The organism is Pseudomonas sp. G5001, from assembly GCF_013385475.1.
Taxonomy (GTDB): domain Bacteria; phylum Pseudomonadota; class Gammaproteobacteria; order Pseudomonadales; family Pseudomonadaceae; genus Aquipseudomonas.
This window is the reverse complement of the sequence record NZ_JACAPZ010000049.1, coordinates 53,837-75,418: the sequence shown is the minus strand read 5'-3', so window position 1 is coordinate 75,418 and position 21,582 is coordinate 53,837. Positions and strand designations below refer to the sequence as shown.

The 21,582-nt window shown below is 58.4% G+C and carries 17 protein-coding genes and 1 pseudogene; 11 read left to right on the top strand and 7 right to left on the bottom strand.

Annotated elements, in window-relative coordinates:
- Positions 1-92: 92 nt before the first annotated feature.
- From HX805_RS29745 to radC, 3 genes are all read left to right on the top strand, one after another.
- A complete protein-coding gene (locus tag HX805_RS29745; protein WP_169893880.1) occupies positions 93-1,097 on the top strand; it encodes a YqaJ viral recombinase family protein in 1,005 nt (334 codons plus the stop codon).
- A gap of 106 nt (positions 1,098-1,203) precedes the next feature.
- Entirely contained in the window at positions 1,204-2,127 is a 924-nt protein-coding gene (locus HX805_RS29740; RefSeq protein WP_169893878.1) for a hydrolase or metal-binding protein, read from the top strand.
- A gap of 46 nt (positions 2,128-2,173) precedes the next feature.
- Positions 2,174-2,671: a DNA repair protein RadC gene (gene radC / locus HX805_RS29735; RefSeq protein ID WP_016973819.1), complete on the top strand. Its 498-nt coding sequence runs from the start codon at positions 2,174-2,176 to the stop codon at positions 2,669-2,671.
- Between the two features lie 99 nt (positions 2,672-2,770).
- On the opposite strand, the gene HX805_RS29730 is transcribed toward radC, so the two are convergent.
- The 3 genes from HX805_RS29730 to HX805_RS29720 all read right to left on the bottom strand — a co-directional run bounded on the left by HX805_RS29730 (position 2,771) and on the right by HX805_RS29720 (position 4,255).
- Positions 2,771-3,427, bottom strand: coding sequence for an inovirus-type Gp2 protein (locus HX805_RS29730; protein ID WP_177117558.1), 657 nt, complete (start codon positions 3,425-3,427; stop codon positions 2,771-2,773).
- A gap of 358 nt (positions 3,428-3,785) precedes the next feature.
- Positions 3,786-3,986, bottom strand: coding sequence for an AlpA family transcriptional regulator (locus HX805_RS29725; protein WP_008436723.1), 201 nt, complete (start codon positions 3,984-3,986; stop codon positions 3,786-3,788).
- 104 nt (positions 3,987-4,090) lie between these two features.
- On the bottom strand, positions 4,091-4,255 hold the full coding sequence (locus tag HX805_RS29720; protein ID WP_177054734.1) for a hypothetical protein: 165 nt from the start codon (positions 4,253-4,255) through the stop codon (positions 4,091-4,093).
- 147 nt (positions 4,256-4,402) lie between these two features.
- Between HX805_RS29720 and HX805_RS29715 the strand changes: the two genes are divergently transcribed.
- Positions 4,403-5,251 (top strand): hypothetical protein, encoded by an 849-nt coding sequence (locus HX805_RS29715; RefSeq protein WP_177054735.1) that lies wholly within the window; start codon positions 4,403-4,405, stop codon positions 5,249-5,251.
- 300 nt (positions 5,252-5,551) lie between these two features.
- Here the strand turns inward: HX805_RS29715 and HX805_RS29710 are convergent, their stop codons facing one another.
- A complete protein-coding gene (locus HX805_RS29710) occupies positions 5,552-5,800 on the bottom strand; it encodes a carbohydrate porin (protein WP_177054736.1) in 249 nt (82 codons plus the stop codon).
- Between the two features lie 832 nt (positions 5,801-6,632).
- Between HX805_RS29710 and HX805_RS29705 the strand changes: the two genes are divergently transcribed.
- The 7 genes and pseudogenes from HX805_RS29705 to HX805_RS32695 all read left to right on the top strand — a co-directional run bounded on the left by HX805_RS29705 (position 6,633) and on the right by HX805_RS32695 (position 18,198).
- Positions 6,633-6,926: a DUF6124 family protein gene (locus HX805_RS29705; RefSeq protein ID WP_177117557.1), complete on the top strand. Its 294-nt coding sequence runs from the start codon at positions 6,633-6,635 to the stop codon at positions 6,924-6,926.
- 178 nt (positions 6,927-7,104) lie between these two features.
- On the top strand, positions 7,105-8,133 hold the full coding sequence (locus tag HX805_RS29700) for a hypothetical protein (protein WP_177117556.1): 1,029 nt from the start codon (positions 7,105-7,107) through the stop codon (positions 8,131-8,133).
- On the top strand, positions 8,134-8,688 hold the full coding sequence (locus HX805_RS29695) for a nucleotidyltransferase family protein (protein ID WP_256348350.1): 555 nt from the start codon (positions 8,134-8,136) through the stop codon (positions 8,686-8,688). It begins immediately after the preceding gene.
- A 111-nt stretch (positions 8,689-8,799) separates the two neighbouring features.
- Complete coding sequence (locus tag HX805_RS29690) at positions 8,800-10,257, top strand: glycosyltransferase family 39 protein (protein WP_177117555.1); 1,458 nt, start codon at positions 8,800-8,802, stop codon at positions 10,255-10,257.
- A 92-nt stretch (positions 10,258-10,349) separates the two neighbouring features.
- Positions 10,350-16,094 carry a membrane-targeted effector domain-containing toxin gene (locus HX805_RS29685; protein ID WP_177117554.1) on the top strand — a complete coding sequence of 1,915 codons (5,745 nt, stop codon included), beginning with the start codon at positions 10,350-10,352 and terminating at the stop codon, positions 16,092-16,094.
- Between the two features lie 151 nt (positions 16,095-16,245).
- A pseudogene (locus tag HX805_RS32700) lies at positions 16,246-17,343 on the top strand (methyl-accepting chemotaxis protein); the annotation flags it as partial.
- On the top strand, positions 17,335-18,198 hold the full coding sequence (locus HX805_RS32695; RefSeq protein WP_371132985.1) for a methyl-accepting chemotaxis protein: 864 nt from the start codon (positions 17,335-17,337) through the stop codon (positions 18,196-18,198). The pseudogene HX805_RS32700 and the gene HX805_RS32695, both read left to right, overlap by 9 nt.
- A gap of 651 nt (positions 18,199-18,849) precedes the next feature.
- Here HX805_RS32695 and HX805_RS29675 read toward each other — a convergent pair.
- From HX805_RS29675 to HX805_RS29665, 3 genes are read right to left on the bottom strand one after another with little or no spacing between them, the layout of a single operon-like run.
- The gene (locus HX805_RS29675) at positions 18,850-19,218 is read right to left on the bottom strand and encodes a glyoxalase superfamily protein (RefSeq protein ID WP_087693433.1); all 369 of its coding nucleotides are present in this window, start codon (positions 19,216-19,218) and stop codon (positions 18,850-18,852) included.
- A gap of 29 nt (positions 19,219-19,247) precedes the next feature.
- Positions 19,248-20,711 (bottom strand): amidohydrolase family protein, encoded by a 1,464-nt coding sequence (locus HX805_RS29670; RefSeq protein ID WP_177106179.1) that lies wholly within the window; start codon positions 20,709-20,711, stop codon positions 19,248-19,250.
- Position 20,712: 1 nt separating this feature from the next.
- A complete protein-coding gene (locus tag HX805_RS29665; protein WP_102604479.1) occupies positions 20,713-21,573 on the bottom strand; it encodes a MurR/RpiR family transcriptional regulator in 861 nt (286 codons plus the stop codon).
- Between the last annotated feature and the right edge of the window lie 9 nt (positions 21,574-21,582).

Genomic DNA, 21,582 nt, shown 5'->3' with positions numbered 1-21,582 from the left:
ATAAACCCCTTCCCCATTCTGTTCTTCCACTCCCTAAACGCCTGATCAGCTTCGTGCTGGTTGGGCGTTTTTTATGCCTCAAGGAAATGATTATGAGCACTCAATCCCTACTACATCTCAGAACTAAACCCCGTCCTGCCTTACGCTTGGTCGGCACCAAACAACTGCCGCGTGAGGACTGGTTGACCGTGCGCAAGCAAGGCATCGGCAGTTCGGATGCCGCCGCCGCTGTGGGCCTGAACCCTTATAAATCACAGCTGGAACTCTGGATGGAAAAAACCGGGCGTGACACTTTACTGCCCATGATCGATCCGCAGGATGAGGAAAACCCCGCGTACTGGGGCAACATCCTGGAGCCGATTGTCGCATCCCATTACACCCGGCGCAGCGGTCATCGGGTCCGCCGGGTCAATGCGGTTCTGCAGCATCCTGATCCCAAACTGGCCTGGATGCTGGCCAATATCGACCGTGAGGTTATCGGTGCGTCAGAAGTGCAGATTCTCGAATGCAAAACCGCCGGCATAAACGGCGCACGTCTCTGGAAAGAAGGCGTGCCCGAGTATGTGCAGTTGCAGGTCATTCACCAGTTGGCCGTGACTGGCAAGCAGGCGGCGGATGTGGCGGTACTGCTCGGAGGTCAGCACCTGGAAATTCATCGCATTGAACGCGATGAGTCACTGATAGCTCGGTTGATTGACCTGGAACGGCTCTTCTGGGATTACGTCGTCAGTGACACCCCGCCGCCAGCAGACGGTTCTGCCTCGGCGGAGCAAGCTTTGCGCTGTCTGTATCCGCATGACAATGGACAAATCCTGGATTTTAGCCACGACACACTGCTCTGCACGGCCTTTACCGAACTGCAGAACGTGCGCAAGTCGATTGCTCTGCAGGAGAAGCAGGAAGCTCAGCTCAAGCAAACGTTGCAACAGGCCATGGGCGATGCCAGTCGGGCGACCTTCGCAACCGGCAGCATCACGTGGAAGAAAGCCAAAGACAGCACGGCCCTGGATATCCCCCGCCTGCTGAAAGAAAAACCCCACCTGCAAGTACGCTACTCGACCACAAAAACCGGCAGTCGACGTTTTCTGCTGGCCTGAACGCTCGCTCGCGCTTCCCTTATTCCCATGCCCTTTCTCTCCAACGCCACCCTGGCCGTTTACGCGGTCTCGGTGGCATTTTTATTTCAGATACAGGAGAACTCCCATGCTCAAAGGTTTAGCCATCACTCCGCCGATTTTGGGCCGAATATCCATTGGCAAGCTCGTCGAAAAGAACGGCAAGCGTCTACCGGAAAAGGACGATCAATTCACCCTTACCTCCCAAGTACAGAGCCGTGACGGCTGGCTGCTGCACCCCCTCAATGAGGAGCTGCGTAATGGCCAGGACGGCAAACTGCGCAGCATTCCGATCCGGCTGCTGTTCAACGAGCCGGACCTCAACTTTCGAGCCGACTACAGCCTGTTCGACCGCAACACTGGTCGCCCGCTGTGCGTCGGCAATGGTGAGACCTGCAAGCGTCTGACCAAGGATGGCATTCAGTCGTTGCCCTGCCCTTCCCCGGATGGCTGTTCACTGGCCCAAGGCAGTGCCTGCAAACCTTACGGCCGGCTCAACGTGGTGATTGGCGATGACGATCCACTTGGCAGCTTTGTCTTTCGCACTACCGGCTACAACAGCATCCGCACCCTCGCAGCGCGACTGCATTATCTGCAAGCCATCTCCGGCGATCGACTGGCCTGCTTGCCGCTGGAGTTGCGTCTTCGCGGTAAGTCCACTCGCCAAAGCCACGGTGTACCGATTTTCTACGTAGACATCACGGTACGCAGCGGTCTGGGCATGGAGGATGCCTTACTTGCAGCCAAGCAATTGGAGGAGACCCGTCAAGCCGCAGGCTTTGACCAGAGCGCCTTGGATCAAGCGGCACGGCAGGGTTTTAACAATGGGGCCTTTGAGGACACCGTGGAGGACACAGGTGCCATCGTCGAGGAGTTCTTCCCTGTCATTGAAGATCAGCCCAGCCGTATAGAACTCAACCCCCCTCCACCGGCAGCGCCCGCCAAACCCTCACTTGCCCAGAAGCTGGAATCGCGAGCCTCGCAGCACAAAAGCAGGTCTTCGGTTCAGTAGCCATCAACTCTTCTGCGTTCTTCCCTATTCGCTCAGGAATACCCGAATGAAATATCACAAGCTGATAGCCGGTGAAACAATCGGTACCTATGTCATGGAATCCCCGGTTACCGAGGCTGACATCCTGCAGATGGCACAACAATTGGCAATGAGCCGTCTGTCTAAAGGCCGGGCATTAACGGAGCCAAAGCAGGTTTTTAGCCACCTGCAAACACTGCTGCAGTACCACGAGCACGAGGTCTTTGCGCTACTACTGCTCGACAGCAAACATCGAGTGATTGCCTTCAGGGAGCTATTCAGAGGCACACTGGATGGCGCCAGAGTCTACCCGCGAGAAGTGGTCAAGATTGCGTTGGAGCACAATGCGGCAGCGGTGATTTTGGTACATAACCATCCATCCGGCGACCCTGAACCCAGCCAAGCTGATCGCACGCTAACCCAGGCGCTCAAGAACGCCCTCAGCATGATTGGCACCCAGACGTTGGATCACATCGTTGTAGGTCATGAAGGCTGCGTATCGCTGGCTGAACGAGGTTACCTTTAACTCCAATGTACACACCGTCCGATGGACCGCCTTTGGCATTGCCAGGGTGGTCGTCGGCACGGTGTCCTTCTATTTTTTTGTCGTGATTCAGCGTTGTGCTCAGGTTCTGCTGCACCCGAAACCATGGGAACCATCCCCAAAAACCTTCGTGCTCGACTTACACAGGTAGCTCGCACGATGGAAGAAGGCTGCCTGTCCGGCTATCTCGTCGCGATACAAGTGATAGTAAGGATTTTGTGGAATCTCGACCAATCCCCTGACAGCCTCTACTGATAACCCTAAAGCGCTTGCCCACGCTCCTTCCAAGCGATTAAACATGTTGTCTCTGCCTGATTCGAGCTTACCCAGCGCATTGAATGCATCGTAGTTCAGCAAGATCGCAAAGTGATGATGTGGTCGCGCGTGCTGCCCTTGTTCCCTAGCCCAGACGTAACGCACCTTGGTGTCGTGAGCGTACTTATTCACAAGTTTCGCCATTTGGCGATTGTGCTTGATTTTGGCTTTAAAGGATTCGATGAAGCGGTCAATAACTTCGTTCGTGAAAGCGTAATCGGGCAATTGATTGTTAGCTGGTAGCCGCAGGTCAAACCTGAATGCGAACACACGAGGGTACTGATTAAGCGCTCGAGATACCGTCTGATGAAGACGGTTTAGGTACTCTTGGATGAAGGGTCCCTTATCCACTTGCACGGTCAGGCCTTGATAAGAACCTTCGTAATGAAGGGTTAAGTTCGTGTTGCCTGGATATTTAGCCATGATGGAGCTCCGAGTATTTAGTTTCATATAGTCAGGCCCACTAGTACATTTTTACTTACACCTAAGAATGTAGAGCACAGTACTGCTCTGCTTAGAGTGCCTACCTTCCCTCCGACACACCCCTACACCTAACCAGTACAGACAAGCCAAACTCACAATAGAGATACTGTATAAGCATAGTACCAATACCGAAACTTTCTGACGGCACGACACTAGATAAAACACCCACAAGCCCTGTTAAAAAAGATACATTACAGAGAAACAACAACTCTGGAAAAACACCATGAAGGATAAGTTCCTTCATGGTGTTAACTAGAACCGAGCCAGTGAAATTCACAAAGGCAAACGCAGCAGATCCTCAAGCATCATTCTTCACCAACTGATCCCGCTCTTTAACTTTACTTAGTATCCAATCGTGAACTTCACTTTCCAGCCAACCTACACAACGGTCCCCCAAGGAAATAGGTTTGGGAAATGAATCTCCCGAAATAAACTTGTAAATCGTAGATCTAGCAAGGCCAGTTAGATCCATGACCTCTTTCAATCGAATTATCCTCATGAACGCATCTCCTGTATTCGTCCAGAGGATTGGCAAGGTCAGTAGAACTTTACTGAGGGCCACGAAACTCCTGTCTACTGGCGAGTCAATGAACCACTCAGAGACTAGAGAACGGACATGGTAAGAAGCGACCCTTCCTTGCCATGGGCGGCGGCGTTGACGGATTTTTGAAGACCTTTCGGCAGCCGCCCCTTGTTGACCTCAAGGCGGTTCAGGCCCAGCAGCACTTCAGCGGCTTGTTCACGGGTGCTCAGTTGGGCGACCTCCATGGTGCTGATGCCTTAAACACCGCATAATTTCGGCCCTATCATCAAAAATATCTACTATAAATATTCTAGCTAAACACTATAAAACTCATGCAAAATCTCTATGTTTGTGCTATAACGCTACTGAATTTTTTCTAGAAGACTTATAAAATGGCCATCAGAATCAATGATAATCTTTCTCAGCTCTGGGGAGACAATTTAGTCAATGACCGCAGGGATATTTGGCTATGGAAACGCCTCCAAGAATACGGGCTCAATATTGGCCCCCTCGACAGAGCGCCGCGAGAGATGCGCAACATAATCGCAGAGTGCTTGAGCTTAAACCCACACATCGCTGAGACTTTGAAACAACAGGAAGCGGCAAAACTACTTCATCAGGATCACTTCAAGTGGATACATGAGGGCAAACGCCAAATCTCATGGGTAAGTAATCGATTACTTAGCGCTTCAGGACTTATTCCATTCATGATCCCAACAAACCTACATGGAATAGACAGGCTGTATTACATCGCAGACTGCTGGGAAGCCGACATCACCTACAAGCGTATTGAACTAAAGAACATAGAGGAACTGTGGAGATCACAAAAAAACACTGACAAACCTTTCAGATGGTTTAAAGACGACAACCAAAAAATCTTGCTCGCGTGGGAATGGCTTACAAAGAACACTCAACTCAATCTCTCACGCCCCCCATTTGAAGACTATGAAGACCTTTTAATATATTTTGACGAAAACCTTATCATCAACGAACAAAGAGAGCTCTACCTTACTAAAATTAAAGCACGATGGAGCCAGCAAAAATACAGAAGCAACCTATCAGGAAAGTCTCAGTACAACTTTATACTTTCCGACAAGGCCATTCGAAGTTTAGACAAAATATGCGAACAACATGAAATCAGTCGTGCTCGAGCAATAGAAATCCTCATAGCGCAAGAAGAGATAAACGCTACGTACATTGCTGAAAAACTGAAAAACTCCAAACTACTCAATCAAGATTAGTGGACTTTGCAGAAATAGATACCTGATAGATCTCCGGTCAAGACCCGACCTCACTCTCGGATTATTTTCCGCCCCAGCAGGATCTAGCTCAAGAGAGCGATACAATGGCTGCTCTCTATTTACATGCTCTACATCGTGCCAATCCATGCTGTGACGCAGCTGTTATGCAGAGCATATTGTACGGCCTGGGTCCGTCCTCCCCGACTGAACTAGTATGGGCTCTCATAACTCACGCAGGCAAAGAAACTGGGCCCAGCGCCAAACCTGGCACATCTTGCACTACAACGTAGTTTCAAACTTCTAACCGGCAATCCAGGCATTGTCGACATCGTTGACGCCAGGACTCACCACGTATTGAATGTTTGGCCGCGCTGTCAGCCACTTGCTGACCAGGAAGTCGTAGTAAAGCTCCACTTTGGATGTAGAACATCCCGGGTGGATGTAGCGATCGATCTTGTTGGTGGCCTTGTCATGCACAGTGGCGTCGCTAAACAAGGTCAGCGCCCGTGCCGGGTTGGTCGCATCCTTGTAGACCTGATGCTGCACCACCCACTAGGCGCCGTGTTTGTTGTTGTGGGATTTGAAGCCTGTATCGCTCAGCGGCTCCTGTGCCACGTCCGCAGCAAGATAGAAATCGTCAGCCTTGGTGGTACTGTAGTAGCCGCCGACGCGGTATTCGCCGGGCGTTGGAGCAGGAAGTAGTAGAGACCGCCCATTTGCCGTACTCGAAGGCAATATGGCATGTGCTGACTCGCCAGAGCGAGTGAAGGAATGCACAATCGCCAGCAATGGCTATCAGAAGCCGTTGGCTCCGCTCAAAAGTGAGATCCGACGAACAGCTGTGGAATTGAGCATTGATCGACGCAAAGGTAGGAATTTAAGAAGATTCGCGAATGGTATTCCAAAAGGTATTCCAATAAAAAATTTAACCGAAAACAATCTATAATAATCAACATGTTATAGAATCAATTCAGATTACCCCGGCCCACCATATACGAAGCACCACCAAAACCCGCCTTGTACGGGTTTTGTTGTTTCTGGGCTCCTGAAAACACACCGCCGAATGAGCCTTCGGACTTTTCCCGCAAGACATCGCGCCCTTGGTGAACTGGTGCTCATCAATCGACACGACTAGCCTTGAAACGTCGCTGCAAAATCAGCGACCGGGTTTAGCAGCTCGGTTAATATCAAGGCATGCTATGCCACCATCCGTTCAAGCGAAGCATCTTGCGTCCGCTTGTCCACGTTATGGCGGCTGTGCGTGGGGCACTTTCGAGTGCGCTGGGTTCCTTGATTCCTGGTCTGCTAACCCGCGTACGGTCGCCACCCTTTTCGTTTAGCAGCGATGTCTGGCGACTCCACCAGTCAAGGAGTTGCACTCATGAAAAAGAACAGTCCCAATCCTCCGAGCCCGGGCCAATCCTGCACGGATATCTTCTGCATCGCTCAAGGCATCGACCTCGAAACCCTGCTCGTACAGGCCTGCGAAACCCTCGCCTCGCTAAACGCGCTCACTACTGACCTGGCTTTCGAACTTGACGGAGCCTTTCGCCATAAACTTCTGGCCACCCAACAATTGAGCGTCCTGGGTGAGTTGCTGGTGACGCGCGCACTGGACATTCTCGTGCCAACGGCAGATTCGAAAACGCAGGAAAGGACAGCTTCAGAGTATTAAAAATAGCGATCCAGCAGGAGATCGCCAAAAAGTAACCAAAGGGTGAGCGGGCTATTTTCTTCGAAAATAAATCCGTCACCTTTTTCTATTACGGATGGTTGTGATACTTCTCCATCCCGTGCCCAGCACAGCTCCACCTGAATTCGCCTCTATCAGACAACCGGAAGTCCGATACCTCATGCTCAAGCCCTGTTTATTCCTGGCCCTCGCCACGCTCTCCACGATCGCCAACGCCGACCTCGGCGGGGTCTGGCAAGGCACGCTCGGCAAGACGCCGATCACCGCCTGTTTCAACGCCGCGCCCAACACAGGCGGCAGTTACTATTACCAGCGATTCCTGACACCGATCCAGCTCACCCAGGAAACACCCGATGCTCTCTGGGTCGAAGAAGGCAACAGCGGTGTTTGGCAACTGGAGATGCCACAGGGCGAATCGCTCAAGGGCGTCTGGAGCAAAACCAAGGGCAGCAATCCACTACCCCTGGCATTGCAGCGCGTAGCAACGCCACCCGAAGGTTGCGCCAGCGATGCTTACAACACGCCCATGGAAACCTCGCCCCTGCCGGTCAAGACGCAGAAGCAGTCCTTCGCCGGGCACAGCTACCAGATAAAAACCCAAGGCGCCCAGGTGACGCTCAAGCTTGAGGGCGACAGCCCGGCAATTCAGAAGATCAACCGGCAGTTGGCAAGCCTGGCCGTCAGCGCTGAGGATCAAGCCAATTACTTCAGCGAACGACGGGAATACCTTGGACGCAACGGTGCGGCCTATACCAGCGAAATCAGCGTCGAACCCACGTACTGGTCATCCCAGTGGATCACCGTCAGGTTTTACCGATGGGCCGCCGGTACGGGCGCCAGGGGTATCAGTTGGGGGCTGCATTCCTGGAACCTGCAAACCGGCGAAAGCGTTGACCCATGGACTTGGCTCGGCGGGCATCAGGAATGGTATGACGCTTACTCCGGCCATCTGAAACTGCCCGCCACATTCAGCGCATGGCTGGAGAAGCAAACCACCACCGATGAAGGCTGCCCGGCGGTCACCAGTTACTCGACGTTCGACCTGAGCTTCGACACTCAAGGCATGAAGCTATCCACGCCCGCCAATGGCGACGGTTGCGACAATGACCTGAGTTTCACCTGGGAGCAGTTGGAACCTGTTTTGTCGGCCAAGGGTAAAGCCACACTTGCCAGCTTGAAGACGCCTTGAATGCGTGACCAGCATACGATGGTCCAGACACTGATCAGCAGCGATGCCCAACGCTGGCACCTACTGGACATCGTCCGCTCCCTCGCCCTCCCCGACTGCTGGATCGGAGCCGGCTTCGTACGCAACGCGGTATGGGATCACCTCCACGGTCGCCCCCTATCACCACTGACCGGTGACGTCGACGTACTGTGGTTCGACGCCACCTGCACCCGCCCCGACGAAGACCGCCGCCTCGAAGCCCTCTTACACGCAGCCGAACCCTCCATCGACTGGTCCGTCAAAAACCAGGCCCGCATGCACCTGCGAAACGGCGACGCGCCTTACCGCAACGCCAGCGACGCCATGCGCTTCTGGCCCGAGACCGCCACCGCAGTAGCCGTCAGAAGAACCGCAGAAGACCTATGTGAAGTTTCAGCCCCTCTCGGCCTGGAAGACCTGTTCAATCTCCAACTCAAACCCACTCCCCGCTTCACCCAGGAAAAACACGCCATCTACCAACAACGCATCACCTCCAAACGCTGGCTAACCCAATGGCCACTGCTGAAACAATCCTGACCCTACAAAAACCTCACATTCATTCACGAATTATTAAGAATCGCCCTCGTATACTCACCGATCGCCCGGACTGTTCCCCCGAACGGCCCCCTGCCCCGGTAGCCAGAATCCATGACGCGTTCCGCTCCTCTGCTGCTCCTGCTCGCTGCGCTGTTGTTTTTCTTTGCCCTTGGCAATCACGAGTTGCAAGGCTCGACCGAGGCCCGTGTGGCCGGGATCGCCATGGCCATGCACCTGGATAACGATTGGGTGGTGCCGCGACTGTTTCGTGAACCCTTCCTGGAGAAACCGCCGCTGAGCCTGTGGCTCGACGCCGGTGCGATTCGCCTGTTTGGCGGTACCACATGGGCAGTGCGCCTGGCGTCGGCGTTTGCCGGGCTGTTCAGTGTGATGCTGCTGTACGGGATGCTGCGCAAGTTTGGCCGGCCCAAGACGCTGGCGTTTGTCGCGGGCCTGATGCTGGCGACCATGGCCAGTTACTGGAGCAACGTGCGCGGTGTGGGTGAGGATTCGCTGCTCACCCTCGGGGTCACCATGGCCCTGCTGGCGTTTTATCAAGCCAACCGCCCCGAGTCGGAGCGCGACCGTTCCAACCTGAGCACCTGGTTGCTGTTCACCTTTGGGATGGTCATCGCCACCTTGAGCAAAGGGGTTCTGGGCCTGGCCATGCCTGGCGTGGTGATCTTCGTCTATCTGGCCAGTACCAGCCTGATGGACAAACAATTCAAGCTGGGCGACTGGATCAAGCCCGGGCTGTTCACGCTGCTGGCGCTGGTGCCGCTGATGATCTGGCTGGGTTTCCTGTACCAGCGCGACGGGTTGCAGGGGGTACGTGAAGTGCTGCTGACCAACAGCGTCGGGCGCTTCAGCGGTTCGTTTGTCGAAGCCGGTCACTACGAGCCGTTCTATTACTACATCGTCAAACTGCCCGAAGCCTTTTTGCCCTGGAATATCCTGGTGTACCTGGGGCTGTGGCACTTCCGCAAAAGCCTGGTGCGCAACCGCTACCGGCTGTTTTTCAGCGTATGGCTGGTGGCGCAGTTCACCCTGCTGACGTTCGCCTCCAGCAAGCGCACGGTTTATCTGATGGCCTTGACGCCCGCCGCGGCAGTGCTGGCCGCCGAGTATGGCGGCGTGCTGCTGGGCTGGCTGAAAAGTCGTGGGCAGGTTTCACACGTTGCCGAACACGTTTATGAAAACCGACGGGGTCTGGTAGGTGGCTTCTTCACCGTGGTAGTGGCCTGCTACCTGATTGCCGCTTTCTGGTTCGCGCCCAAGGCCGATGTGCGCCAGTCGTTTGTGCCGGTAATCAGCCAGATCCAGGCGATGCAGGCGCAAGGCAAAGAGGTGGTGTTGTATCAGGCCAACGAGCGGATCGCCGGGGCCGGGGTGTTTTACATGCAGGGTTATTTGACGATTCTGCAAACGCCGGAAGAACTCAAAAGCTACCTCGCGGCCAAGCCCGGCAACGTGGCCCTGGTGGACAATACTGACCGGCTGAACGTCCCGGTGACGGTGGTCAAGGAGATGGCGATCAACCGTCAGCCGTACTATTTCGTCGAGCAGTGATGAAAGAGGCGCCTGCCACGAGTAACTAACTACCGCCATCGACACTGCAAGACTGCGCACCCTCAGGGATCAATCAACCCTGAGGACCGGCCATGCCCGCCCAGCCCCCGAACACATCACCACTTACCCCGGAACAACTGAACGGCTACCTGCTGCAAATCGGTCATCGTCTACAGATTTTCCCCAACGGCCACGCACCGGCAGCGCAGTCTTCTACCGAGTTGCTGGAGGTGCAGGCATTGCACACCGCCCTGGCAGAAGAAAGCCGCTGGAGCCTGCAGAACGCACAAGTGCATTACACCGTTCCCGGCGACTGGGTGATCCAGGGCGAGCCCGGCCGGTTGAACCGCACGCGCATCAGCCAGGCATTGCACAAGAAGCTGGCCGCCCTGGAAATCGAACGGCGGCCCAACGGCCATCTACGCAAGAACTGGATACTCGACAGCCACCAGCCGATGCTGGAGGCCGAGGCCAGGCTGAAGGTCAAGGATCGCCTGCTCAGCCCCGCCGACCAGTTGCTGGTGACGAATATCGTCAGCGGCCCCGAGCTGCGCCCGGGTATCCATCGCCTGACGTTTCGCTACCGCCAGCAGACCATCGAGTTCGCCGGGGCGTTCGCCCTCACCCGCAGCCAGACACCGGTCACCCACCTGGAGATCGAGGACGGCGATGTGTTGCTGTTCACCCCTTCCCGAGGCCTGGAGGCTTTCACCTCGCTCAAACACCTGGATCGCACGCTGCAAGAGCGCATGAAGCAGTCGGCCTGGCGCCAGGAACTGCTGCAACACTTGCCGCGCCGTTACCAGCACTTGCGCGCGGCAAGTATCTGGCCGCTGGTGCCAGAGCCTATCGACAGCCTCCCGCTGAACGAACACACCTACAACGCCCTGCAGGACAAACAACATCAGGACATCGCGTTTGCCCTTGGCCTGGACGGCCATCCAGCGCCGACAGACGTCGCCAGAATGACCCTCGAACTGGACCAGGCGCTGCGCTGCTCGCCTTGGGACTTGTCCTCGCGCCTGGAACTGCGCGCGCAGCAGTTACTGGAAAAACTGCTGCACGAATCCGCTCCCGACTGGTACCGCAGCGCCAATGAGGCCCAGCGCAAAACCCTCGCCGAGCACCTGCGCACCTATGAACACCTCAGCCTGCAAGTGCTGGCGCTGCTCGGCCCGGCGGCCTCGCCCGAGGCCATGGCGCGCCTGCAATTGCTTGAGCACCTGGACGACGACCTGGATATCCAGGGCCTGATCCCCGAGCAACTGCAGATCAGCACCGAGCGCACCCTTAAGTCAGGCAACTCGTACAACCAGCACAACAACCTGGTGCAACTGGCGGTACGTGGCTTGCACCGTGGCGATGAGCACGCCGGTTCCGAGTTTCTCGAGCACACCCAACTGACCTACGCCCAGCAGCCATTGCCGCCCGAGTTCCAGGACGTCACCCCGGCTTACCTCGCCGAGCTGCTGGCCAAGGTTCAACCAAGCCTGAGCTTCGCCGAAGAACAAAAGCGCGCCCACAGTTTGCCCGCCGTACAGGAAGCCATGCAGCAGATGCTCGACAGCCGCCTGCACGCGCTGGCCTACAGTGCATCGTTGCAAAACCATATCAGCGCGGACGACTACGCACTGCTGCAGACCCTGAGTGAAGGTCCATCGCCCACACTTACCGCCTGCTGTCTGTTCCTGCACAAGGCTCCGCTCAAGGACCTGTGGGTGCTGCGCCAGACCGATGCAACGGGCGCGGTCAAACGCTTGCTGCTGTGCACGCCTCACGCGCCACGCGCCGAACAGTTCCAGGCCTTTGGCAGCGAGCGGGAATTGCAGGCGCATATCCTCGGCTGGAGCCAGGAGATAGCGTCCGCTCCCGGTTCGCGCAGCATGAAAGACTACCTGCTTGAACAGTTGGTCAGCCGGATCCGGCCCAAATACAGCGCGATGCTTTCCGCCCTGGGTTTTGCCCCGGCCAGCCTTGAGTATTTGATGATCAGTTTCGGCGCGCCCTCCAACTATGAAGCCTGCCTGGTGGAAATGAGTACCACGACGCTGGCCATGCAGGCCGATGAATACCTGCATCAGATGCCCAAGTGGCTGAGCCAGGCATCGGCAGCCGACCGACAGAAACTCGCCGACCTCAAGGAACAGGCACTGGGCGCGGCACAGGCCTACGCCGCAAGCCCGGGTAGCCCACAACAGTTTCCCGACTTCGACAGTTACTTGCACAAGGCGGCAAAAGCCGCCCTCAACCAACTGCTCGGCAACCCGATCCCGGCGGTAGACCCAAACCTCGTGGGCGTGATCACCCCGCGCGAACGCGTCAGCTACACCACGCTGTACCGCAACGGCTACGACGCCAGCCTGGGCTTTATCAACCCCGACGCCAGCACCACCGCGCAGTTCAAGGGACCGCCCGGCGTCGACCTGAGTCGACTCACCGCGCAAACGGTGAGCAACTCGGTCAGAGGCACCTGGATCGGTGACCGCTATGTCGCCGAGGTCGAGAAAACCCTGCTGGACCCGCAAGGCCCCCACTATGCATGGCGCCGCAACATGGCCCTGGAGGTTGCCCAACTGCACATGCACGTCGCCGCACTCGAGTGCTGCCTGCAAGGCTGCCTGGCAACAAGCGACCTGGCCTGGCTGGAAAAAAGCATCGACAGCCTGGCCGATAACAGCGATGCCGTGCGCAATCGGTATCGGCTCTATCCCCTGCACATCAGCGGCCAAGTGATCGATGGCTGCTACCTGTTCCACCACGCCAACGACCTGCCCCTGCTCTACACCCCGCACGCACCGGATGGCATCGACTTCAGGCCGCAACGGGAATTCAACGAACGCCTGAAAAACCTTGAAGGCATGGACACCTACTACATCAGCCGGGTCGCCAGCGTTGAGCGCGCGGCGTTCGAGCCGAGGTTGCATGCGTTGGTGGCCGGCCTGCCGGCACAGCTCAAGGGGCTGTATTCCAAGCCGGTGTTCGACGAAGTGCCTCGCACCGCACTGCCGCTCAAGAACCTGCATTACCACACCTACGACAAAAAGCTGCGTCACCGTATCGACGAAGTCAAAAGCACCACCACCGGACGCTTGCAGATGATCATGGAGCTGGTCAGCGTGATCGGCGAAATCACCATTGCCGTGCTGACCGCGCCCTTCCCGGCACTGAGCCTGGCCTTGGGCGGCTTGCTGGTGTTCAAGGATTCGATGCTCGCCCTGCATGCCTACAGCCGCAACGACACCGCCGCCGCGCTGGGACACTATCTGGGTGCGCTGCTCAATGCCGGCGGGACGTTGTTGACCGACCTGCGGCCCCTGCTGTTCGCCCCCGTCAAGCTCGCCCGTCCGCCGTTGCGCCATATTGCCCGGGTGCCCAAGGACCAACAGGCCATGACCTTGATCAAGCAACTGCAACCGCAACCCCCATTGCCCCAGGGCATGCAGCCCGTGCTGTTTGCCGGCGACAGCCTGTGGGCCTCGCACACCCCGGACAGCCTGGGGCGATTCCTGTTGTTTCGCTACGACAACACCAGCGGGCAATTGCGCTCAACCGGCAAGCTGGTGAACCATACGGTGGACGGCCAGTGGCAGCGCTCCGGTGTCATCGGTGGCATGCCTGGCCCTGAAAGGCTCGGGCAGCCCTATGAGTTGTCGGAAAAGTTTCGCCGGGACGTATCGGCCGTCATCGCCCCCGAGGACCGGTCGGCGCTGTTCCTGCAAATCGCCTACCTGGATCGAGACCTCAATACCCACAGCATCTGGATCTCGCGTCGGCAACTCGCCCCGGCACTCAAACAGCACCTGGACAATGTCAGGGCCCTGACGGATGACGCCGACGCGTTTTTTGCACGGTTGCCCGCCGTGGTTCCCCGGGCCGAAACCCTGAACCCGGCGCCAGACATCGCCCTGCGTGATTTGCTCAAGCTGCTGATCGATGACGCGCACCACCTGGTAGTGGGCGAGGCACCGTTTTCCACCGCAGCTAAACAGGTGCTGATCGAAAACATGCAATACCTGCGCGAACTGAACGTGACGGTTCTCTATATCGAGCCGCTGTGGCGCGATATTCATCACCTGAAAACCCACTCACGGTTTTCCAGTGGCTTCTCGAAACGGGCCGAGGGCCAGCTCAAATCCATCGACAAGGAAAATTACCGCGACCCCGAAGGGTTGTACGGCCACTGGATGCTGGTAAAGACCGCGCAACAGCACGGAATTGAGGTCAGACCGTTGAACGCCTCAAGCTCCTACGACCTGGAAAACACCCTGTGCCTGTTTGATTCACGCCCGGCCCCGATTCGCGCCAACCGGCTGACCAACTTTTACTCCCACACCCTCATCAACGATGACCAGGCGAAAAAACCGGGCGAGCGCTGGATAGCGTTGGTTGATCAAAAACGCATGAGCACCTATCGCGGCACGCCGGGCCTGGCCGACCTGCAAAAGAGCATTGCCCTGCGGGTCGACGACGCCTTCGACCAACCCACCCGAGTCATCGCGGATGTGGCCGGCGGCATTCCCGGCGATGCCCTGGCCAAGGGCGACCTGAAGCTGTCGCTGCACACGGCACGCCAACCGGCGCCGCACCCGGGGCCCTCGGTGGAGCGCTCACACGCGCTACGGCCAACGCGCCCTCTGCCTGTTGAGGCGCCGCGCCACTTCAGCACCTTTGACCTGCCCCATGAACACCTGGGCCTGATCAGCGAGGAAATCACCTTGCCGATAGGCACGCGTGAAGCGCTCTTCGCCACCGCCTACAGGGAGACCGCCAGCAGCCGTCGCGCAGCGCAAACCACCTTCGACCAGACCCGCAAAAAACTTCAGGATCAGGCCCAGGCGTTTTTTACCGAACACACACCGCCTGCGCGGGGAGCACTGCCTGCGGTCGACCCGGCCCTGGATGAGGCGAAATTTATCGATCAACTGCTGGACACCGCCGATGGCCTGGTAGTCGGCGAAGCCCACGCCGGTACGTCGAGCAAAGGCTTCCTCAGCCGGCACATGGAATACCTGAAAGGCCAGCGCGAAGTAAAAACCCTCTACATGGAGCAACTCACCACCGAGCTGCATCAAGCCGACCTGGATATCGTCCACAGCCTGGGCTTTATGCCAGATGAACTGTGGAGCTACCTCAACGCATTGGACAAAGGCCACGGCGTACCGGCCGACAGCCCCTACGGTTTTGTCAGCCTGGTGCAGGTGGCGATGAAGCATAACGTGCGGATCCGCGCACTCGACTGTGTCGCCAGCTTGCGGGTGGACGGCATGCCCGCCTCCAGGACATCAATGTTCAACTACTTTGCGACCCAGGTGATCCGCGCCGACCAGCTTCAACAGGGGCCACACAAGTGGGTCGCGCTGGTGGGCGAAACCCACGCCAATACCCATCGCGGCGTACCGGGCATTGCCGAGCTCAACAACGGCATCAGTCTGCTGCTGGACGATGTGCCTCCCGGCTCGGCCAGCGGCTTTGTGCGTGAGCCCGCCAGCGTCCAGGCGCTGCCGCGCGAGCAGCAATGGCCACTGGTGCGCTACGACTTCAAGAAAAACGTCGAAGTCGCCGGTGCGCCATTGCCGCTACCTGCCACGCCCGCACCACCCCTCAGCCTCGAACAACGCCTGCGGCGCAAAGGCGACTACCTGCTTCAGCGCACCCTGGACGACGGGTTGGAGATGGTCCATAAAAGCCGCGACGGCGTACTGGTCCACACCGCGTTGCAGCAGGATGCCAGGGGGCACTTCGTCAATCGCTGGAACCTGGATGACCGCCGTTTCAGCAGCAGGGAAGCGTTGATCGACATCATCACCACCAGCAAAAGAATGCGCCAAGTCCACTGATCCTCGCACCGCCCTCTGCATGAGGGCGGTGCGACCGCTCGTCGCTCACGTTCCATAAATCCTGCCCTCACGAAAAAACCGTTTCAGCTCTCGCCAGGGCTGCCGATACCTCCTGACTACCCATCGGCTGGTCGCTACTTCCAGCAACCGGATGTACCCGCAAATCTGTTCCTGGAGGAATGCGATGAATAGTTGGTTCGGCAACATCAGCGTCAATATGAAACTGGGCCTGGGCTTCGGCCTGGTACTGGTCCTCACCTCGATCCTCGCGCTCACCGGCTGGACCAGCCTGGGCGGCCTGATCGACCGCAGCAACTGGATGAGCGACATCACCCAGCTCAACGCTTCACTGACCAAACTGCGCATCGTGCGCCTGCAATACATGTTGGCCAACGGTGACGAAGCCGTGGCGCAAAACGTGCAGACCAACCTCGACAGTTTTGTCGCCCAGCAACAGAAGCTGCTGGACAGCTTCAAGAGCCCGGACAACCTCAAGCTGCTCAATGAGCAAAAAGCGATCATCACCGCTTACCAGCAGTCCTTGAACAAAATGCGCGAGGCCTACCGCAACGGTAACGCCGCGCGCCAGGTCATGGGCGACAAGGCTGACATCGCCAATGCGCAGATCAGTGCCCTGGACGCCAGCGTGCGCCAGATGCCCGAGAGCACCGAGCGCTTTGCCCAGTTCGAGGCCGTGACCAGCGCCAAGGAACAGTTCCAGTTGGCCCGCTACGAAGTGCGCGGCTACACCGGTAACGTCAACGCCGAGACTGAAGCCCGCGCCGCCGCGCAGATCGAGAAAGCCATCGACGGTCTGAAAGGCCTGCACGCCGCGTTTGGCGCCAGCCAACAGCCTGCACTGACCGCCCTGGAAACCGCCCTCGGTGCTTATCGCAGCGCGGTGCAGAACTACAAGGCGGCCAACGCCAACATCGTCTCGGCCCGGGCAGAAATGACCACCCAGGGCACCGACATTGTCACCATCAGCGACAAGCTGTACGACATCCAGCTGCAACGTCGTGACGCGGAAAGCGCCCAGGCCCGCAGCCTGCAACTGATCAGCACATTGCTGGCCTTGCTGGTGGGCATCGTGGCTGCGGTGATCATCACCCGCCAGATCACTCGCCCACTGCGCGAGACCCTTGCCGTGGTGGAGCGCATCGCTTCCGGTGACCTGAGCCACAACATCCAGGTGACCCGCCGCGACGAACTCGGCGTGTTGCAGCAAGGCATCCAGCGCATGGGCACTACCCTGCGTGAACTGATCAGCGGCATCCGTGACGGCGTGACCCAGATCGCCAGCGCCGCCGAAGAGCTGTCGGCCGTGACCGAACAGACCAGTGCCGGGGTCAACAGCCAGAAGATCGAGACCGATCAAGTGGCCACCGCCATGCACGAAATGACTGCCACCGTGCAGGAAGTCGCACGCAACGCCGAACAAGCGTCCCAGGCTGCCTCGGCCGCCGACGGTGAAGCCCGTGCCGGTGACAAGGTGGTGGCCGAAGCCATCGCCCAGATCGAACGCCTGGCAGCTGAAGTGGCGCGCTCCACCGACGCCATGACGCATCTGCAACAAGAGAGCAACAAAATCGGCAGCGTGATGGACGTGATCAAGGCCGTGGCCGAGCAGACCAACCTGCTGGCGCTCAACGCCGCCATCGAAGCAGCGCGTGCCGGTGAAGCCGGTCGCGGTTTTGCGGTGGTCGCCGATGAGGTGCGCGGCCTGGCCCAGCGCACCCAGAAATCCACCGAAGAAATCGAAGGCCTGGTGGCCGGTTTGCAGAACGGCACCCAGCAAGTGGCCGCCGTGATGAACAACAGCCGCAGCCTCACCGACAGCAGCGTCGAACTGACGCGCAAGGCCGGTGTGTCACTGGAAAACATCACCCGTACGGTGTCGAATATCCAGTCGATGAACCAGCAGATCGCCGCAGCCGCCGAGCAGCAGAGTGCCGTGGCGGAAGAGATCAGCCGCAGTATCGTGAATGTGCGGGACGTGTCGGAGCAGACGGCAGCGGCCAGTGACGAGACGGCCAAGTCGAGTGTGGAACTGGCGCGTTTGGGCGGGCAGTTGCAACAGATGGTCAGCCATTTCCGGGTGTAAATCCCAGGTACAAAAAAGCCGCCCCGGTCGAAACCGGGGCGGCCCACTTCTCAGACCTTAACGGTCATCAAAGCTGTCCCGCAGGAATTTCCACACGTGATAAACACGCAGGGAGTTCACTACGAGGTCCCACGTACGTCGTGCAAACTTGGACATACTCGGCCCTCCATCAGTTGGGCCTACCTCCAGCGCACTTACCGGAACACGTGAGCCTTCGGACGCAGGTCAATGCTTCCAGTGAGGCGGCCGGGCTTTGGGTCCTCCCGCATGAATCCGGCACGGATTACTAGCCCGTGGCGTTCGGTCCATAAATTCGCGCGCGTACCCAGCCCACCTACAAACGACATACACAGAACGGGGGCGATACTAACCAACATCCCGCTCAAAGGTGTGACCTGGGAGAACTAATCCACCGGTAACGCTCCAAGAATTTATTGCCAGTTTTTGCAGTCGTCCTTAAATAGCGTAGATCTCAAAGAACTGAAAACACCGAGTGTCACCAGGCCTTGCGTGATGCCTGAACCGACAGTAGTATCCGGTCAGCAGGTCAATGCTTCCGGTGAGGCGCAACCCCAGCCGCGAACTGGGATTGCAATAAAAAACCGCCCTACTAAGGCGGTTTTTTATTGCCTGCGATTTATGCGCGCAGCCTCATCTGCTGACTTCTTCAACAAACACCAACCGGTTCCCCGACGGGTCGCTGATGCTCATCTCGCGGCTGCCCCATGGCGTGTCTTCAATCCCCGGCTTGGCGTTGCGGTAATGCTTGGCCAGCAACTGTTGCTGGTACGCTTCCAACCCTTGAGCCTGAATCCGCACCGCCGCACCTGGCGTGCAATCGCCATGGTGCTCGGACAAGTGCAGCACGCAGTCCCCCAGCGACACCTGCAGGTACAGCGGAAAGTTGTCTTCAAACCGGTGCTGCCAATCGACCTTGAACCCCAGGAAGTCGACGTAGAACTCCAACGTTTTGGCCTCGTCGAAACTGCGCAAGATGGGGGTGACTTTTCCTAAGTGCATGGCGATTGCTCCGTGTTTGAGAGCGGCCACTATACGGCCGCAAACCCGTTTCGCAAATCCCCACTGCGCGCCAGGAATCGTCCGGGACGCTGCCCGTTGGCCTGCCCGTCGCTGTAGCTGAGCACGCCGTTGACCCACACACCGTCAATCCCTTCCGCCGCGCGCTGCGGCTCTTTGAAGTCCGCCACATCCCGCACCCGCAACGGATCAAACAGCACCAGATCGGCCCAGTGTCCTTCACGGATTTCACCGCGCTCGGCCAAGCCAAAGCGCGCTGCCGACAGTCCGGTCATCTTGTGCACGGCGGTGTGCAGCGGGAACAAGCCAAGGTCCCGGCTGAAATGCCCCAGTACCCGGGGAAACGCGCCCCACAGACGTGGATGAGGAAACGGATCTTCCGGCAAACCATCCGAGCCAATCATCGACAGCGGATGCGCCAGGATGCGCTGCACGTCGGTCTCGTCCATCCCGTAATACACCGCCCCGGCGGGTTGCAGGCGGCGGGCGGCGTCCATCAGCGGCACCGCCCACTCGGCGGCGATATCCTGCAGATCCCGCCCGCCCATTTCCGGATGCGGCGCAGACCAGGTGATGGTGATGCGAAAGGCATCGGTGACTTGCTTGAGGTCCAGGGTCGAAGAGCTGGCCGCATACGGGTAGCAATCGCAGCCCACCGGATGGGTCTTCGCCGCGTGTTCCAGCGAGGCCAACAACTGCGGACTGCGCCCCCAGTTACCGGCGCCCGCGCACTTGAGGTGGGAAATGATCACCGGCGCCTTGGCATGCCGGCCGATCAGAAAAGCCTCGTCCATCGCCTCCAGCACCGGTTCGAATTCGCTGCGCAAATGGGTGGTGTACACCGCGCCATACGCCGTCAGTTCTTCACTCAACTGCAGCACTTCATCGGTCTCGGCGTTGAAGGCGCTCGCGTATGCAAGCCCGGTGGATAAACCCAGGGCACCGTCCGCCAGACTCTCCTGCAACTGCACGCGCATCGCGGTGATTTCACCCGGCGTGGCGGTACGGTGCAGGTCGTCCATATGGTTGCTGCGCAGCGCGGTGTGGCCGATCAGCGCCGCCACATTGACGGCCGGGTGGGCGTTTTCCACCGCCGCGCGGTAATCGCTGAACCGTGGGTAGGCAAAGGCCTCGGCGGTGCCCAGCAGGTTCATCGGGTCCGGCGGATCAGCCTGCAAGCTCACGGGCGAGGCGCTGATGCCGCAGTTGCCGACAATCACCGTGGTCACGCCCTGGCTCAGCTTGGGCAGCATCTGCGGGTGACGGATCACCACCGTGTCGTCGTGGGTGTGCACGTCGATAAACCCCGGCGCCAATACGCGCCCGGCAGCGTCGATTTCATGCTCGGCGCTGTCCCGGGACAGGTCGCCGATCTTCTCGATACGGCCCTCGTGCACTGCCACATCGGCGACATAGCCGGGGGTGTTGCTGCCATCAATGATCAGCGCCTGGCGGATCAGCGTGTGGTACTTCATCTCAATCTCCAAGCGGCAGGCTGTCAGGGCCGCCGCGATAATCGTCCAGGGCCAGCTTGATCCGTCGCAGGCGTTCCTGGTTGTCGTCCGGCATGGCCAAGGCCAGCTCGGTAGCGAGCACATCGATGGCCAACAGCATTCCGTAGCGCGCCGCCGTTGGCTTGTAGATAAAACTGGTTTCGGCCGGTTGCAGCGGCAGCAGCACGTCGGCCAACTGCGCCAGCGGTGAATCCGGCAGGGTGATGGCGATGATTTTTGCGCCGTAGTTGCGTGCCAGCGCCACCACGCCCAATACTTCCGGGGTGATGCCGGTCAGCGAGCAGACGATCAGCGCATGCTCCGGGCCCAGGGTGGCGGCGGTCACGCGCATCATCACCGGGTCGTGGCAGGCGTTGATCGCGTAGCCCAGGCGCACCAGGCGCACTTGCAACTCGTCGCTGCACAGGCTCGACGGCCCGCCCATGCCGAACGCGTGGATCATCCGCGCATTGCCCAGCAGGCTCACGGCGTCGACAAAACTGCGCTGGTTGAAACCGGACAGGTGCCGGCGCAACGTCGCCTCGATATCGCTGAGAATCTGCCGGTGAAACGCCGACTGCTCCGGCAGGCCCGCCGGGTCGAGGAAACGGCTGCCGACACCGCTGGCCTGGGCCAGTTGCAGGCGCAGGTCACGCAGGTCGCGGCAGCCGACGCTGCGGGCAAAACGCGACAAGGTGGCGGTGCTGACCTCGGCCCGTTGGGACAATTCTTCCAGGCTGGCGGACGCTGCAAAGCCGACATCATCGAGCATCAGCCTGGCGATACGCCCTTCGCCGGCGCTGAAGGAATCCTGGCGGGCGCGGATCTGGTAGAGGATGTCCATCGGTTCGGC